This is a genomic window from Streptomyces sp. NPDC050564 (assembly GCF_044457265.1).
GTDB lineage: Bacteria > Actinomycetota > Actinomycetes > Streptomycetales > Streptomycetaceae > Streptomyces.
In genome coordinates this window covers 46,348-63,770 of record NZ_JBITGS010000035.1, presented here as the reverse complement: position 1 = coordinate 63,770, position 17,423 = coordinate 46,348, and the positions used below count along the sequence as shown (strand labels likewise).

The window sequence follows — 17,423 nt, the reverse complement described above, 5'->3', positions numbered from 1 at the left end:
GGCGCTGTCGCCCGCCCCGGTCTCGTGGTCCCCGCTCCTCCCCACCCCCTCTCCCAGAACGAGGCATGTCATGCACACACCCCGTCTGAGCAGACGAGCCGTTCTCTCCGGGACCGCCGCCACGGCCGCGCTCACCACCGTCCCCGCTCTGGGGTCCCGGGCGCACGCCGCCGAAGCCGCCACCGCGGCGCCGTACCGCTGGCGCAACGCCGTCATCGGCGGCACCGGCTTCGTCACCGGCGTTCTCTTCCACCCCGCCGTACGCGGTCTCGCCTACGCCCGCACCGACATCGGAGGTGCCTACCGCTGGGACGACCGGGCCGCCCGCTGGACGCCGCTCACCGACCATCTCGGCTGGGACGACTGGAACCTCCTCGGCGTCGAGGCGCTCGCCGTCGACCCAGCACACCCCGACCGGCTGTACCTCGCCCTCGGCACCTACGCCCAGTCGTGGGCGGGCAGCGGCGCGGTCCTGCGCTCCGAGGACCGCGGTGCCACCTGGACCCGTACCGATCTGTCCGTGAAGCTCGGCGCCAACGAGGACGGGCGGGGAGCCGGGGAACGGCTCCTCGTCGATCCGCGCGACAGCGACACGCTGTGGCTGGGCACCCGGCACGACGGCTTGCTCAAGTCCACGGACCGGGGAGCCACTTGGACGGCCGTCGCCGCTTTTCCGGCGACCGCGAGCTCCTCCGGCCAGGGCATCACCTTCCTCGTCGCGGCCGGGCGCGCCGTCTACGCCGGCTGGGGCGACGGCGACGGCACCGCGGGCACGGCGAATCTGTACCGCACGGCCGACGGCACGACCTGGCAGGCCGTACCCGGGCAGCCGTCCGGCACCTCCGCCAAGGTCCCGCTCCGTGCCGCGTACGACACGCACACCCGCGAGCTGTACGTGACGTACGGCAACGCGCCCGGGCCCAACGGCCAGTCCGACGGCAGTGTGCACAAGCTGCGCACCGGCACGGGGGCGTGGACCGACGTGACCCCGGTGAAGCCGGGCGGGACCACGGCTGGGGGCACCGCCCACACATCGAGTAGTGGGGGAGGATCGGCGGACACCTTCGCCTACGGCGGTGTCGCCGTCGACGCCTGCCGTGCGGGCACCCTCGTCGTGTCCACCAACAACCGCTGGGCGGACGGCGACACGGTGTTCCGGACCACCGACGGCGGTCGTAGCTGGACGTCCCTCAAGGACGGTGCCGTGTTCGACGTGTCCGAGACTCCCTTCCTCGACTGGGGTGGCGACCAGCCCAAGTTCGGCTGGTGGATCCAGGCCGTCGCCGTGGACCCGTACGACTCGCAGCACGTCGTGTACGGGACCGGCGCGACTCTTTACGGCACCCGCGACCTCAAGCGCTGGGCGCCGCAGATCCGCGGTCTGGAGGAGACGGCCGTGCGCCTGCTGATCTCGCCCCCGGCCGGGGAGGCACATCTGATCAGCGGACTCGGGGACATCGGCGTGATGTACCACGAGCGGCTCACGGCGTCTCCGTCGCGAGGCATGGCGACGAACCCCGTCTTCGGGTCGGCGACAGGACTCGCGCAGGCCGCGGCCAAGCCGTCGTACGTCGTCCGCGCGGGCTGGGGCGACAACGGCAACGGTGCCTACTCGAACGACGGCGGGCAGACCTGGGCGCCCTTCGCGGACCGGCCCGACATCGCCAAGAGCGCACCGGGGCCGATCGCCACCAGCGCCGACGGCAGCACCCTGCTGTGGTCCTTCGTGCACTGGGACGGCACGAAGTACACGGCGCACCGCTCGACGGACCACGGCGCGACCTGGTCCGAGGTTGCCTCCTTCCCGAAGGGCGCCACGCCGGTTGCCGACCCGGCCGACCCGACGCTCTTCTACGCGTACGACACCGACACAGGAACACTGTTCGCCAGCACTGACAGTGGCCGTTCCTTCGCCGCTCGTGCGACCGGACTGCCCTCCGGTGACAGCCAGTTCCAGCTGGTCGCGGCGCCAGGACGCTCCGGTGACCTGTGGCTGAGCGTGAAGTGGAACGGCCTTTACCGGTCCACCGACGGTGGCGCCGGCTTCGACAAGGTCACCAGCTGCTGGGCCTCGTACACGCTCGGTTTCGGCAAAGCCGCCGACGGAGCGGACTACCCGGCGATCTACCAGGTGGGTTCGACCGAGACCATCACCGCTGTCCATCGCTCCGACGACGCGGCCAGGACCTGGGTCCGCATCAACGACGACGCCCACCAGTGGGGCTGGATCGGTGAGGTCATCACCGGCGACCCGCGCGTGTACGGCCGGGTCTACCTAGGCACGAACGGGCGAGGCATCCAGTGCGGGGAGCCCGTCTGATGCCGGGGCTCCATGACGCCACCCGTGGCCGCATCCTCTTCGGCGGCGACTACAACCCCGAGCAGTGGCCCGAGGCGACCTGGCACGAAGACGTACGCCTCATGAAGGAGGCCGGCGTCAACTCCGTCACCGTCGGCGTCTTCTCCTGGGCGAGGCTCGAACCACGTCCCGGAGCACGGGAGTTCGACTGGCTCGACCGGCTGATGGACCTGATGCACGCGAACGGCATCGGTGTCGTCCTCGCCACGCCCACCTCCTCGCCCCCGCCCTGGATGGGCCGCCTGCACCCCGAGACGCTGCCCCGGGACGAGGACGGGCGCACCGAGTGGTGGGGCTCCCGCCAGCACTTCTCGCACTCCAGCGCCGTCTACCGCCGTTACGCCGCCGCCATCACCGAGGACCTGGCCGCCCGCTACGGCAGCCACCCGGCCCTCACCATGTGGCACATCAACAACGAGTACTGCACCTTCGACTACGGGGACGAGGCGGCCGCCACCTTCCGCCGCTGGCTCCAGGACAAGTACGGCACGATCGAGGCCCTCAACGAGGCCTGGGGCACGGCGTTCTGGAGTCAGGGCTACGACAGCTGGCACGAGGTTCTCCCGCCGCGCCACGCGCACTACATGAAGAACCCGACGCAAATCCTCGACTTCAAGCGCTACACCTGCGACATGCTCCTGGAGTGCTACCGCGCCGAGCGCGACATCGTCCGCCGACGCACCCCGAACATCCCTGTCACCAGCAACTTCATGCCGATGTGGGTGGGCCAGGACGCCTGGAAGTGGGCTGCGGAGGAGGATGTCGTCTCCGTCGACATCTACCCGGATCCGCGTGACCCCTTCGGCGCCCAGAACGGCGCGCTCATCCAGGACATGACGCGCTCCCAGGCGGCAGGCGGCCCCTGGATGCTCATGGAGCAGGCGGCCGGACCGGTCAACTGGCGCGGCGTGAACCACCCCAAGCCACGCGGCCTCAACCGCCTCTGGTCCCTGCAGGCCGTGGCGCGCGGCGCCGACGCCGTCTGCTACTTCCAGTGGCGGCAGTCCCGGCAGGGCGCGGAGAAGTTCCACTCCGGGATGGTCAGCCACGCGGGGGAGCGGGGCCGCACCTTCCAGGAGGTCAAGCAACTCGGTGCCGAACTCGCCCTCGTCGGCGGCGCAGTCGCGGGCACTCGGCTCACGTCCGACATCGCGATCCTGCACGACTGGAACTCCTGGTGGGCCGGCGCGCATGACGGCCGCCTCTCCAGCGAGGTCGACCACCCCGAAGTCGTACGCGCCTGGCACCGCGCCTTGTGGGAGGCCCACCTCACCACGGCCTTCGCGCACCCCGAGCACGACCTCTCCGCGTACCGGCTCGTCGTCGCACCGCAGCTGTACCTGCTCACGGACGCGGCGATCGACAACCTCCTGGCGTACGTACGAGGAGGGGGCACCCTCGTCTGCGGCTTCCTCAGCGGCGTCGCCGACGAGGACGACCGGGTACGCCCCGGCGGCATGGACGCTCGCCTGCGCGACCTGTTCGGCATCCGCACGCTGCACGAGTGGTGGCCGCTGGACGCGGGGGAGACCGCCGAGTGCGACGGCTTCCGCGGCACCTTGTGGTCCGAGGAGATCGAGGCGGCCGGGGACGGCGTCGCGGAGGCCGTGTACAAGGGCGGCGAGCTGGACGGGCTGCCGGCCGTGCTCCGCAAGGGCGCCGCCTGGTACCTCTCCACCCTTCCCGAGCCCGGGGCGCTGCGCACCCTGCTGGCCGGGATCGCGGAGGACGCGGGTGTGCGGCCGCCGCTCGACGGCCTTCCCGCCGGGGTGGAGGCCGTACGCCGTGGCGAACTGCTGTTCCTCCTCCATCACGGTGGGGACCGGGTCGCCGTTTCGGTGCCCGGACGCCATCGTGACCTGCTCACCGGTGCTGAAGTGGCGGACGCCGTGGAGCTGGACCGGTACAGCGTCGTCGTGCTGGAGCCGGCCCCGTGAGCGCGCCCGTCCACTCCACCTGGGAGCCGCTGCCCGCCGCCCGCTGGGAGGACGCCTTTCTGAGCGGTAACGGCACGCACGGCGTCATGGTGTTCGGTGATCCGAACGGCGACCGGGTCATCGTCAACCATCACAGCCTGGTCCGGCCGAACGGCAGCGAGCGCGCGCGTCCGCCCGCTCTCGCCGACCGACTTGCCGATGTGCAGGACCGGTTGCTGGCCGGGGACCTCGCGGCGGGGGGAGGACTTCACCGACGGGCGGCCGCTGCTCTGGGTACAGCCCTTCCACCCCGCGTTCCAGGTACGGCTGCGCCGACCCGCCGCGGAGTGGCGCTCGTACCGGCGCGAGGTCGACTTCACCACCGGCGTCGCCGGCGCCGAGTGCGGCAGCTGGCGCAGCGAGGTCTTCGTCTCCCGGGCCGACGACGTCGTCGTCCAGTACGTGACCGAGTCCCATCTCAGCGTCGACGTGACCCTCGACCACCGACTGCCGGGCGCTCCCGCCGACTTGGCGGTGGGACACAGTGCCGTCCTCACCCCCGAGGGCGCCCTGCTCACGCTGCGCGCCCGCTATCCGGGCAGCGACCTGGCGTACACCGGGGTGACGCTCGTCGTGGTCACGGGCGGCCGGACCCGGACCGCACTTCCCGGCGTACGGGTCGAGGGTGCGCGCTCGCTGCTCCTGCTCACCCGGGTGCGGCGGCATGCGGGCGAACTCGACGTGCTGACCGAGGCCCGCGAGCTGCGCGCCCTGCTGCCCCAGGACGCCGGCCAAGCCGCCGGCCAAGCCGCCGGTCGAGCCGGGGCCGGCACCGAAGCTGCAGCCGATACCGAAGCCGACACCGGAGCCGACACCGACACCGGCACCGACACCGGCACCGACACCGACACCGGCACCGACACCGACACCGGAGCCGACACCGACACCGAAGCCGACACCGACACCGACACCGAAGCCGACACCGACACCGACACCGACACCGAAGCCGACACCGACACCGACACCGGAGCCGGAGCCGACACTGAAGCCGACATCGACATACGCACCGACATAGGCACCGACTCCGACGACGCCGCGTACACCCGCCTCCTGGCCCGCCACACCGCCCTCCACCGCCCCGCCTACCTCCGCACCGCTCTCGACCTGCGCGCAGACGACGCCGAACGCGCGCTCCCAGGCTCGGAGTTGGTACACCGTCCCAAGAGCCCGGCCCTCCTGGAGCGGCTCTTCGCGGCGGGCCGCTACCACCTGCTGTCGTCCGCCGGGACGCTGCCCCCAAGGCTGACCGGGCTGTGGACCGGCGACTGGGACACTGCCTGGTCCGGGGCGTTCACCACGGACGCCAACCTCAATCTCCAGACGGCGTCTGCCGCGGCGGCCGCGCTCCCGGAGGTCACCCAGGCTCATGCCGCCCTGATCCACGGGCAGTTGCCCCACTGGCGGGACAACGCCCGAGCGATCTTCGGCGCGCGGGGTGTGGTGGCCCCCGCGCACACCGACGGCGAGTCCGGGCACATCTACCACCTCAGTCGCGAGTACCCCCTGCACGTGTGGACCGCGGGCGCCGACTGGCTCCTGAAGCCTCTCGTGGACCACGACGAGACGCGTGGCGAACGCGATACGCGCCTCGGAGATGCCCTGGCCGAAGTGGCCCACTTCTACGAGGACTTCCTGACCCGGACGGACGACGACGGCCACCTGGTGATCGTGCCGTCGTACTCCCCGGAGAACCGCCCCGCGAACGCGAGCTGGGTCACCCTCAACGCCGCGATGGACCTCTCCGCGGCCCGCCACGCCCTGCGCACGGCGGCCGACTATCACCCAGGACCCGCCGCCGAGCGCTGGCGCGCGCTCGCCGACCGACTGCCGCCGCACCGGGTCAACGCCGAGGGCGCGCTGGCCGAGTGGGCCTGGCCCGGTCTCGACGACACCTACGACCACCGCCATCTCAGCCACCTCTACGGTGTCTGGCCGCTCGACGAGATCAACCCGTACGACACGCCGGATCTCGCCACGGCGGCCCATCGCGCGCTCGAACTGCGCGGCGCCGAGAACGACTCCGCGCACGGCCACCTCCACCACGCCCTGGTGGCGGCCCGGCTGCGGGACGGGGAACGGGTGGCGGCGGCCCTGGACAACGTTCTGGCCGGGAACTTCTTCCACGTCTCCCTGATGAGCGGGCACTACCCGAACCGGCACGTCTACAACGCGGACGCCGCCCACACGCTGCCCGCCGTGCTGATCGAGACGCTCGTCCAGTCGACGCCCGACCGGCTGGTCCTGCTGCCCGCGCCCGCGGCGGCGTACCCGACGGGTCGACTACGCGGCATCCGCACGCGGTTCGGGGCGGAGCTCGACCTCACCTGGAGCCCGGAAGAAGCCATCGCGGTCATCCGCCCCACCCGTACCCGCCGCATCGAAGTCCGGACTTCCCTCGGCGCCGAACCGCTCGACCTCGTCGCCGGAGAAGACCACGTCCTCACCCTGCGGGCGTGGTAACCCCCGCAACTCCCCCCACCCATGGAAGGGACACCATGGCAACACGCACGCTGAGCAGGATCGCCAAGGCGATGCTGGCCCCCGCCCTCGCGCTGGGCGCCACCGTCGGCCTCGCCTCCGCCCCCGCCCAGGCCGCCGTCTGGAACTCCTGCGACCAATGGGGCAACACCACCCTGAACGGCTACACGCTCTACAACAACATCTGGGGCTCGGGCGCCGGCAGCCAGTGCATCTGGGCCAACTCCGGTACCAATTGGGGCGTATGGGCGAACCACCCGAACACCGGGGGCATCAAGTCCTACCCCGACTCCAAGAAGGTGATCAACAAATCGATCACCTCGCTCGGCTCGCTCTCCAGCAGCTACAACGTCACGGTCCCGTCGTCCGGCGCGTACAACACGTCGTACGACATCTGGGACACCGACTACGACTACGAGATCATGCTCTGGGTCAACAAGACCGGAGCCGTCGGACCCCTCGGCACCTCGCAGGGCAACGTGACGCTGGGCGGTCACACCTGGACCGTCTACAAGGGCAACAACGGCGCGAACGACGTCTTCTCGTTCGTGCGCACCTCGAACTCCAGCTCCGGCACGGTGAACGTGCTGCCGATCCTGAAGTGGATCAAGGACACCAAGGGCTGGTTCGGCAACGAGACCATCGGCGACGTGCAGTTCGGCTTCGAGATCACCTCGTCCTCGGGCGGCCTCGACTTCACCACCAACAACCTGACGGTCAGCAGCAGTTGACCCAGGATGAGCGTGCGGCCGGTCCCCGCGGGGGACCGGCCGCACTGCGCTATTCGGCCACGGGCAGCCGTGCCCCGTCCCGCAGGAACAGCGGGATGCGGTCCAGCGGGGCGTCGACGGTCACGGCCGCGCCCCCTTCGTACGTCTCACCGGTCCACGCGTCCGTCCAGTACGCGCCCGCCGGGAGGTACGCCGTACGGGCCGTCGCGCCCGCCGTGAGCACCGGCGCGACCAGCAGGTCGGGGCCGAAGAGATACGAGTCGTCCACGGACCAGGTCGCCGGGTCGTCCGGAAACTCAAGGAACAGCGGGCGCATCACCGGCAGACCCTCCTCGTGGGCCTCCCGCATCACCTTCAGCACGTAGGGCTTCAGGCGCTCACGCAGCCGCAGGTACTTCTCCAGGATGGCGCCGGCCTCCTCGCCGTACGACCAGACCTCGTTCGGGCCGCCCGTCATGTCGGGGCCGAGCGCCATGCCCGGGTCGCGGAAGCCGTGCAGGCGCATCAGCGGGGACAGCGCCCCGAACTGGAACCAGCGGACCATGACCTCGCGGTACGCCGGGTCGTCCGGATCGCCGCCGTGGAAGCCGCCGATGTCGGTGTTCCACCAGGGGATGCCGGAGAGCGCCGTGTTGAGGCCGGCGGCGATCTGGCGGCGCAGGGTCGCGAAGTCGGTGCCGATGTCGCCGGACCACAGGGCGGCGCCGTAGCGCTGGCTGCCCGCCCACGCCGAACGGTTGAGGGTGACGACCTCGGTCTCACCGGCGGCCAGCATGCCCTCGTAGAAGGTGCGGGCGTTCTCGCGGGGGTAGAGGTTGCCCACCTCCAGGCCCGGGCCCGCGTAGTAGCGCAGGTTCTCCGAGAAGCCCGGCTTCAGCTCGGGCTCGCAGGCGTCCAGCCAGAAGGCGTCGATCCCGTACGGATCCAGGTAGTTGTCCTTCACACGCGACCAGAGGAATTCGCGCGCCTCGGGGTTCGTCGCGTCGTAGAAAGCCACCTGGACCGTGGACGCGACCTCCTTGTCGGGCCAGTCGGCGTGCGCCGTCGGACCGTACTCGGTGCCGATGAAGTAGCCGCGCTGCTCCATGAGCTGATGGTTCTCGGAGAGCGGCGAGACCGACGGCCAGACGGACACGACCAGCTTGACGCCGAGTTCGCCGAGCTCCCGCTGCATCGCCGCCGGGTCCGGCCACTCCGCCGGGTCGAACTTCCACTCGCCCAGATGGGTCCAGTGGAAGAAGTCGCAGACGATGACGGACAGGGGCAGGCCCCGGCGCTTGTACTCACGGGCCACCGCCAGGAGTTCGTCCTGGGTGCGATAGCGCAGCTTGCACTGCCAGAAGCCGGCCGCCCACTCGGGCAGCATCGGCGTACGGCCGGTGGCGGCGCTGTAGCGGCGCTGGGCGTCGGCCGAGGCGCCCGCGGTGATCCAGTAGTCGATCTGGCGGGCCGAGTCGGCGACCCAGCGGGTGCCGTTGCCCGCGAGTTCCACACGGCCGATGGCCGGGTTGTTCCACAGGAGGGTGTAGCCGCGGCTGGAGACGAGCACCGGGACGGTCACCTCGGCGTTGCGCTGGATCAGGTCCAGGACCGCCCCCTTCTGGTCGAGCAGCCCGTGCTGGTGCTGCCCGAGGCCGTACAGTTTCTCGTCCTCGTACGCGGCGAACCGCTGCTCCAGGCGGTGGTGCCCGTTGCCGGTCGGGGTGTACAGGCGCGGGCCGGGCCACCAGAAGTGGGCGCGCTCCTCGGCGAGGAGTTCGCCGCCGTCGGCGGTGCGGACGAAGCGCACGAGCCCCTCGGCGGTCACCGCGACGGTCAGCGCGCCGACCGTCAGCCGGCCTTCTCCGCCCTCGATCTTGACGGTGCTCTCGGCGGCCGGCGGCTCGTCGAGCAGCGCGCCCGGGAGGTTCTCCAGGACCGGGCCGCCGAGCCGGGCCCGGACGCGGACCGCGTCCGGACCCCAGGCTTCGATGCGTACGGTCTCCGTGCGGCCGCTCCACTCCAGCGCGCCGTCCCGCTCACGGAACGTGCCGACGGTCGGGGAGGACTGCGCGAGGCTGACGGTGCCTTGCGGGGGCTGGTTTTCGGCAGGCTGATTCACGTGGGGTGCTCCTGGGAGAAGGAGTGGTGAAGTGACCCGGCGCGGCTCTGGTGGGCCGGGACGGGGCGGTGCCCTCACACGAGGGCGTGACTGGTCCGCGCCGGGCCTCCGGGAGGGCGTACGGCTCGGTGTAGGGCGCCTCACGGCGGGGCGTACGGTCGGTGTGCGATGCCCCACGGCAGGCATCGCGGCAGGGCCCGGTCAGGGCGCGGTGTGTCAGGCGGTCGGCGCCGGGCCCGTGCTCGCCCGTACCGTCAACGCGGGTGCGATCAGCACGACTTCGTCCTTGCCGTGCCCTTCGAGCTTGGCGATCAGATGCTCCACGGCGTACCGGCCCATCTCCTGCGCGGGGATGGCGACCGAGGTCAGCCGCACCGAAGCCTGCGTGGCGACCTGGTCCGGGCAGATCGCGATCACCGACACGTCCTCGGGCACGGCGCGGCCCTGCTGACGCAGCAGCGCGAGCAGCGGCTCGACCGCGGACTCGTTCTGCACGACGAAGCCCGTGGTACCCGGGCGCTCGTCGAGGATCCGGGCGAGGGTCACGGCCATCGCGTCGTACCCGCCCTCGCAGGGACGGTGCAGCACGCGCAGGCCCAACTCCCGGGAGCGGGAACGGAGTCCGTCGAGGGTGCGCTCAGCGAAGCCGGTGTGCCGTTCGTAGACCGCGGGCGCCTCGCCGATGACAGCGATGTCACGGTGGCCGAGGATCGCCAGATGCTCGGCACACAGTGCCCCCGTCGCGCCGAAGTCGAGGTCCACACAGGTCAGTCCGGAGGTGTCCGCGGGCAGCCCGATGAGTACGGACGGCTGATCCGTCTCGCGCAGCAACGGCAGCCGCTCGTCGTCGAGTTCGACGTCCATCAAAATCATCGCGTCGGCGAGCCCGCTGCCGGTGACCCGGCGTACCGCGTCGGGACCCTCCTCGCCGGTGAGCAGCAGCACGTCGTACCCATGGGTGCGGGCGTTGGTCGCCACCGCGATGGCGATCTCCATCATCACGGGTACGTACATGTCGGTACGGAGCGGAATCATCAGCGCGATGATGTTGGACCGGCTGCTCGCCAGGGCCCGGGCGCCCGCGTTCGGGTGGTAGCCGAGCTCCTGGATGCTCCGCTCGACCCGCTGCCGGGTGCTCGCGGAGATGGACCGCTTGCCGCTGAGGACATAGCTCACCGTGCTCGCCGAGACTCCGGCGTGCTGGGCGACCTCGGCGAGGGTGACCATCCAGCTCTCCAAGCTTTGTGAAGCGCTTCGACATTGCGCGTATTACGGATAGGGCGAGTGAGGGTGGACTCGACAGTAGCTCGGTGAAGAAGACGTGTCCATAGGTTGTCGAAGCGCTTCGACAACTAAATTCTTGAGTGCGGCATGGCCATCGCCTACGCCACGGCAACCCTTTGACCACGCGGCGGCCACTGAGGGGCGTACACAGACCGTCCCCCGGAAGGACCCCCGATGCAACACCGTCGACCGCGCCTGTCCAAGAAGGCGAAGACGCTCCTCGCGAGCTCCGTGGCACTCGCGGCCGCCGCCGGCGTCACTGTCGCCCAGGCGGGGGAGGACGGCAAGGAGTGCGGCGCCTTCGACACCGTCACGATGGGCAAGTACTACGTCAACAACAACCTCTGGGGGCAGGACGACGGCACGGGGTACCCAGTGCGTCTGGGACACCTCGCGCAGCGGCGACACCATCGGCTGGGGCACGAGCTACACCTGGGCCGGCAAGGAAAACGCCGTGAAGTCGTACGCCAGTACCGTGCTCGGCTGGCACTGGGGCTGGAAGGTGGACAGGGCGGCCACCGAGCTGCCCGTCCGGGTCGGCGACCGCAAACCGATCAGGACCAGTTGGCAGTTCTCGGTCAGCTCCAGCCCCGGCACCATGAACGTCGCGTACGACCTGTGGCTGCACGCCAAGAACAACGCGGACTGGCAGGACCGGCCCACCGACGAAGTCATGGTCTGGCCCAACCGGCAGGGCGGCGCGGGGCCCCTCGGCGCCAAGTACGGCAGCGTCAGCCTCGGCGGCGCCATGTGGGACATCTACCAGGGCGACATCGGCTGGAAGGTGTACTCCTTCGTCCGCCGTACGAACACCACCGGGGCCGACCTCGATCTGGACGACTTCACCCAGGCGCTGGTCCGTCGCAAACTGTTGAGCAACACACAAATACCTCTCCGGCATCGAGTCGGGCAGCGAGGTCTTCCACGGCTCCGGGCGGCTCGACACGAAGTCGTACTCGGTTGACATCGGCTGATACCTGGGGGGCGCGCATTGGGCCGAACACTGCGCGAGGACTGGTGGGCACACCCTGAATCGGGTACATACGATCGAGTAGCACCGGTCGGTAACGATCGTGCCGAACAACGCTGTACGAGCCCAAGATCCCTATTCGCGGCGAGGTGAGCCTCATGTCCGCAACACCCCAGCCCCACCAGCCCACAGTCACCGAACGTGAGGCCCGACAGGTCGCCGAGGCCGCGCGCGAACAGGACTGGCGCAAGCCCAGCTTCGCCAAGGAGCTGTTCCTCGGCCGCTTCCGGCTCGACCTGATCCACCCGCACCCCCTGCCCGCCGACGAGCAGGCGCAGCGCGGCGAGGAGTTCCTCGCCAAGCTGCGCGACTTCTGCGAGACGAAGATCGACTCGGCCCGCATCGAGCGCGAGGCGCAGATCCCCGACGAGGTCATCGACGGCCTCAAGGAGATCGGCGCCCTCGGTATGAAGATCGACACCAAGTACGGCGGCCTCGGTCTCACCCAGGTGTACTACAACAAGGCGCTCGCCCTGGTCGGCTCCGCGAGCCCCGCGATCGGCGCCCTGCTCTCCGCGCATCAGTCGATTGGAGTACCGCAGCCGCTGAAACTTTTCGGCACCCAGGAGCAGAAGGACACCTTCCTGCCGCGCTGCGCCCGCACCGACATCACGGCCTTCCTGCTGACCGAGCCGGACGTCGGCTCCGACCCGGCCCGCCTCGCGACGTCGGCCGTACCGGACGGCGAGGACTACGTCCTCGACGGAGTGAAACTCTGGACGACCAACGGCGTCGTCGCGGATCTCCTGGTCGTCATGGCACGCGTACCGAAGTCCGAGGGCCACAAGGGCGGCATCACGGCGTTCGTGGTGGAGGCCGGCTCCGAGGGCGTCACCGTCGAGAACCGCAACTCCTTCATGGGCCTGCGCGGCCTGGAGAACGGCGTCACCCGCTTCCACCAGGTCCGCGTCCCGGCCGCGAACCGGATCGGCCCCGAGGGTGCGGGCCTCAAGATCGCCCTGACCACTCTCAACACCGGCCGTCTTTCCCTGCCGGCCATGTGCGTGGGCGCGGGCAAGTGGTGTCTGAAGATCGCTCGCGAGTGGTCGGCGGCGCGCGAGCAGTGGGGCAAGCCGGTGGCCTTCCACGAGGCGGTCGGCGCGAAGATCTCCTTCATCGCGGCGACGACGTTCGCGCTGGAGGCCGTCCTCGACCTGTCCTCGCAGATGGCCGACGAGGACCGCAATGACATCCGCATCGAGGCCGCTCTCGCCAAGCTGTACGGCTCCGAGATGGCCTGCCTGATGGCCGACGAACTGGTCCAGATCCGCGGCGGCCGCGGCTTCGAGACCGCCGAGTCGCTCGCCGCGCGCGGGGAGCGGGCGGTTCCCGCCGAGCAGATCCTGCGCGACCTGCGCATCAACCGTATCTTCGAGGGCTCCACGGAGATCATGCATCTGCTGATCGCCCGTGAGGCCGTCGACGCCCACCTGTCCGTCGCGGGCGATCTCATCGACCCCGACAAGTCCCTCTCGGACAAGGCGAAGGCGGGCGCGAACGCCGGTGTCTTCTACGCCAAGTGGCTGCCGAAGCTGGTGGCGGGTCCCGGCCAACTGCCCCGCTCGTACCACGAGTTCAACCAGCAGGTGGATCTGTCCCCGCACCTGCGATACGTGGAACGCAGTGCGCGCAAGCTCGCCCGCTCCACCTTCTACGCCATGTCCCGCTGGCAGGGCCGCATGGAGACCAAGCAGGGCTTCCTGGGTCGGATCGTCGATATCGGCGCCGAACTCTTCGCGATGAGCGCGGCCTGCGTGCGCGCCGAACTCCTGCGCACCACCGGGGAGCACGGCCGCGAGGCCTACCAACTCGCCGACGCCTTCTGCCGCCAGTCCCGCATCCGCGTCGAGGAGCTCTTCGCCCGCCTGTGGACCAACACCGACGACCTCGACCGCAAGGTGGTCAAGGGCGTCCTGTCGGGCACGTACGAATGGCTGGAGCAGGGCATCGTCGACCCCTCCGGTGAAGGTCCCTGGATCGCGGACGCGACGCCGGGGCCGTCGAAGAAGGAGAACGTCCACCGCCCCATTCGCTGAACTCGACCGACCCATTCGGCAACCTTTTCCACTGGAATGCACACCAGCCCCGTTCGCCATTCCGCTGCTTGCCGCACCGAAGTTGTGCGTCAACAATGAAAGGAATGGCGAACGGGGACGGCAGATGCGCCAAGGAGTCGGGGAAGAATACAGTCACGGCATTTCCGTACAGCTGACGCGTGCCCGCGGGGAGGCATGGCAGCAGCTGAATGAGATGGATCTCGTACGGGCGCTGCGCACCGTGCGCAATGAGGTGCAGCCGCTGGCGCAGAAGCTGCGCGAGGCCGCGCCGGAGACCTTCGACGGGCACCGTGACGCGTTCGCGGTCCTCCTGAACGACTGCGCGCTGGCCTTGGTCGACGAGGCGCCGCGGCCGCCCGTGGCCTCGTTCGACGCCCTCCGCATTCGGAGAATCGACCTCCGCGACATCGACGGTCTGCTGGATTCCGGACGGCCGGGTGAACGGCCCGTCATTCAGCAGCTCTTCAGCGCCGCGCTCGACGTGGTCGAGGACCCCGTACTGCGCGAAGTGATCAAAGCGAATCAACAGGGCGTCCTCATTCTCCAGCGGGCCAATCGCTGGATACGGATGCTCGTGGACGCCGTTTAGTTGTGCTCAGTTCTGGGGGAATTTCCCATGGCAGGTAAAGGTCTGGACGCCATCACCGGCAGGATCATGCGGGCCGGCGAGGGCAGGATGCTGCGCCGCCTCGAGCGCATCGCCGAACAGGTGGGCTCCCTGGAGGAGGAGTTCAGGTCGCTGACCGACGAGGAACTCCAGGCGCTCACCCCGGAGTTCAAGGAGCGGTACGCGGGCGGCGAGAGCCTGGACGACCTGCTGCCGGAGGCTTTCGCCGCGATGCGCGAGGCGGCCCGGCGCACCCTGGGCATGCGCCACTTCGACGTACAGATCATGGGGGGCGCGGCGCTGCACTCAGGCAACATCGCCGAGATGCAGACCGGCGAGGGAAAGACCCTGGTCGGCACGCTTCCGGTGTATCTGAACGCCCTGACCGGCAAGGGAGTTCACCTGGTCACGGTCAACGACTACCTGGCCGAGCGGGACGCCGAGTGGATGGGGCGCGCCTACCGGTTCATGGGGCTGACCGTCGGCGTGATCAAGACGCAGTCGACCCCTGCCGAGCGGCGGGCGCAGTACTCCTGCGACATCACCTACGGCACCAACACCGAGTTCGGCTTCGACTATCTGCGCGACAACATGGCGTGGTCCCAGGACGAACTGGTGCAACGCGGCCACCACTTCGCCATCGTCGACGAGGCCGACTCGATCCTCATCGACGAGGCGCGCACCCCGCTGATCATCTCCGGTCCCGCCGATCAGCCCACGCACTGGTACGAGGCCTTCGCCGCGTTCGCGCTGCGGATGAAGGGTGTCCTCGTGCAGGAGGAGCAGTTCACCACGCAGGCGGACAAGGACCGCCTCGCCGAGCTGCGGACCCGGTACGACTACGAGTACGACCCCAAGAAGCGCACGGTGGCGATCCTGGACTCCGGAGTGGAGTTCCTCCAGGACCAGCTCGGCATCGACAGCCTCTACGAGTCCGACCACACCCCGCTCATCGGCCATCTGAACAACGCGCTGAAGGCCAAGGAGCACTTCAAGCTGGACAAGGACTACGTCGTCGTGGACGGTGAGGTGCTCATCGTCGACGAGCACACCGGCCGCATCCTCGCGGGCCGCCGCTACAACGAGGGTCTGCACCAGGCGATCGAGGCCAAGGAAGGCGTGACGATCAAGGACGAGAACCAGACGCTCGCCACGATCACGCTGCAGAACTTCTTCCGCCTCTACGAGAAGCTCGCCGGCATGACCGGCACCGCCATGACCGAGGCGGCCGAGTTCCACCAGATCTACAAGCTGCACGTCGTCCCGATCCCCACCAACCGGCCGATGGTCCGCCGCGACGACCCCGACCAGATCTACCGTACCGAGGAGGCGAAGTACGCCGCGATCCTCGCCGACATCGTCGAGAAGCACGAGCAGGGCCAGCCGATCCTGGTGGGCACCACCTCCGTCGAGAAGTCCGAGGTGCTCTCCGCACGGCTGCGGAAGCGGGGCATCCGGCACGAGGTCCTCAACGCCAAGAACCACCAGCGCGAGGCCCAGATCGTCGCCCAGGCCGGGCGCAAGGGCGCGGTCACCGTGGCCACGAACATGGCGGGCCGCGGCACCGACATCATGCTCGGCGGCAACCCGGAGGCGATGGCACTCGCCGAGGCCGGAGAGGACGCTGATCCCGAGGCGCGTCAGGAGGTGCTCGATCGCGTCACCTCCGCGGTCGCGGCCGAGCACGACGCGGTCAAGGAACTCGGCGGCCTCTACGTCCTTGGCACCGAGCGGCACGAGTCACGCCGCATCGACAACCAGCTGCGCGGCCGCTCCGGCCGCCAGGGCGACCCCGGCGCCTCCCGCTTCTACCTCTCGCTCCAGGACGACCTGATGCGACTGTTTCGCGCCAACGTGGTCGACCGGGTGATGTCCATGGCGAACGTCCCCGACGACGTACCCATAGAGAACAAGATGGTCACCCGCGCCATCGCCTCCGCCCAGGCTCAGCTGGAGCAGCAGCACTTCGAGTCCCGCAAGGACGTCCTGAAGTTCGACGAGGTCCTCAACCGGCAGCGCACCCTCATCTACGCCGAACGCCGCCGCGTCCTCGCGGGCGAGGACCTGCGCGAACAGATCCTGCACTTCATGGACGACACCGTCGGCGCGTACATCGAGCAGGAGACCGGCGAGGGTTTCGCCGAGGAGTGGGACCTGGAGCGGCTGTGGGTCGCGCTCAAGCAGCTGTACCCCGTGGGGATCACCATCGAGGAGCTGGAGGAGGAGGCCGGTGACCGCGCGAACCTCACCGCGGGCGACCTGATCGACGCGATGACGGGCGACATCCACGCCCGGTACGAGGAGCGCGAGGCCGAACTCGGCGCCGAGGCACTGCGCGACCTGGAACGCCTCGTCGTCCTCTCCGTCCTCGACCGCAAATGGCGCGAGCACCTCTACGAGATGGACTACCTCCGCGACGGCATCGGCCTGCGCTGGACCCTGGGCCGGGAGCCGATCGTCGAGTACGAGCGCGAGGGCTTCGACATGTACGGCGCGATGACCGACGCCATCAAGGAGGAGTCCGTCGGCTACGTCTTCAACCTCGACGCCGAGGCTCCGGGCGCCGGTACCGGGCGCGGGCCCACCGACGGCCTGTACTTCACCGCGCCGACGCTGGACACGGCGGAGGGCGTGGTCGAGGGCGAGTTCGCCCCGACCGACGCCACCCCGGCCGCGTCGCCTCCGGACCGGCCCGGGCCGGAGCCACGCGACGCCTCCGTCTCACCTCGCGCGCGCACCAGGACCCGCAAACAGCGTCGGCGCAGGCGTTAGCGGCAGGTGTCGTCGGCGGTACTTGTCG

Annotated in this window: 9 protein-coding genes and 2 pseudogenes; 9 read left to right on the top strand and 2 right to left on the bottom strand. The window is 69.8% G+C overall.

All coding sequences use genetic code 11. From position 1 onward, the window contains the following. Window positions 1–70 precede the first annotated feature (70 nt). The 5 genes and pseudogenes from ACIBK0_RS39950 (at window position 71) to ACIBK0_RS39930 (ending at window position 7,544) form a co-directional block, all read left to right on the top strand. Window positions 71–2,320 (top strand): 1,4-beta-glucanase, encoded by a 2,250-nt coding sequence (locus tag ACIBK0_RS39950; protein WP_399091339.1) that lies wholly within the window; start codon window positions 71–73, stop codon window positions 2,318–2,320. Then, window positions 2,320–4,296 (top strand): beta-galactosidase, encoded by a 1,977-nt coding sequence (locus ACIBK0_RS39945; protein WP_399091336.1) that lies wholly within the window; start codon window positions 2,320–2,322, stop codon window positions 4,294–4,296. The genes ACIBK0_RS39950 and ACIBK0_RS39945 overlap by 1 nt, the downstream gene beginning before the upstream one ends. Before the next feature lie 86 nt (window positions 4,297–4,382). After that, window positions 4,383–4,932 (top strand): annotated as a pseudogene (locus ACIBK0_RS39940) (glycoside hydrolase N-terminal domain-containing protein); the annotation flags it as partial. Window positions 4,933–5,370: 438 nt separating this feature from the next. Continuing rightward, window positions 5,371–6,795: pseudogene (locus tag ACIBK0_RS39935) on the top strand (glycosyl hydrolase family 95 catalytic domain-containing protein); the annotation flags it as partial. A 35-nt stretch (window positions 6,796–6,830) separates the two neighbouring features. Beyond that, a complete protein-coding gene (locus ACIBK0_RS39930; RefSeq protein WP_399091333.1) occupies window positions 6,831–7,544 on the top strand; it encodes a hypothetical protein in 714 nt (237 codons plus the stop codon). A 49-nt stretch (window positions 7,545–7,593) separates the two neighbouring features. Here the strand turns inward: ACIBK0_RS39930 and ACIBK0_RS39925 are convergent, their stop codons facing one another. Beyond that, window positions 7,594–9,645, bottom strand: a complete 2,052-nt coding sequence (locus ACIBK0_RS39925) for a TIM-barrel domain-containing protein (RefSeq protein ID WP_399091330.1) — start codon at window positions 9,643–9,645, stop codon at window positions 7,594–7,596. A 216-nt stretch (window positions 9,646–9,861) separates the two neighbouring features. Then, window positions 9,862–10,872, bottom strand: coding sequence for a LacI family DNA-binding transcriptional regulator (locus ACIBK0_RS39920; protein ID WP_399091327.1), 1,011 nt, complete (start codon window positions 10,870–10,872; stop codon window positions 9,862–9,864). A 94-nt stretch (window positions 10,873–10,966) separates the two neighbouring features. Here ACIBK0_RS39920 and ACIBK0_RS39915 point away from each other — a divergent pair, with 94 nt between their 5' ends. The 4 genes from ACIBK0_RS39915 (at window position 10,967) to secA (ending at window position 17,395) form a co-directional block, all read left to right on the top strand. Beyond that, window positions 10,967–11,893, top strand: a complete 927-nt coding sequence (locus ACIBK0_RS39915) for an endo-1,4-beta-glucanase (RefSeq protein WP_399091324.1) — start codon at window positions 10,967–10,969, stop codon at window positions 11,891–11,893. 164 nt (window positions 11,894–12,057) lie between these two features. Further along, a complete protein-coding gene (locus tag ACIBK0_RS39910) occupies window positions 12,058–13,995 on the top strand; it encodes an acyl-CoA dehydrogenase family protein (RefSeq protein WP_399091321.1) in 1,938 nt (645 codons plus the stop codon). A 214-nt stretch (window positions 13,996–14,209) separates the two neighbouring features. Further along, a complete protein-coding gene (locus tag ACIBK0_RS39905) occupies window positions 14,210–14,605 on the top strand; it encodes a hypothetical protein (protein ID WP_399091318.1) in 396 nt (131 codons plus the stop codon). A gap of 27 nt (window positions 14,606–14,632) precedes the next feature. Beyond that, window positions 14,633–17,395, top strand: coding sequence for a preprotein translocase subunit SecA (secA, locus tag ACIBK0_RS39900; protein ID WP_399091314.1), 2,763 nt, complete (start codon window positions 14,633–14,635; stop codon window positions 17,393–17,395). The last annotated feature ends 28 nt before the right edge of the window (window positions 17,396–17,423 follow it).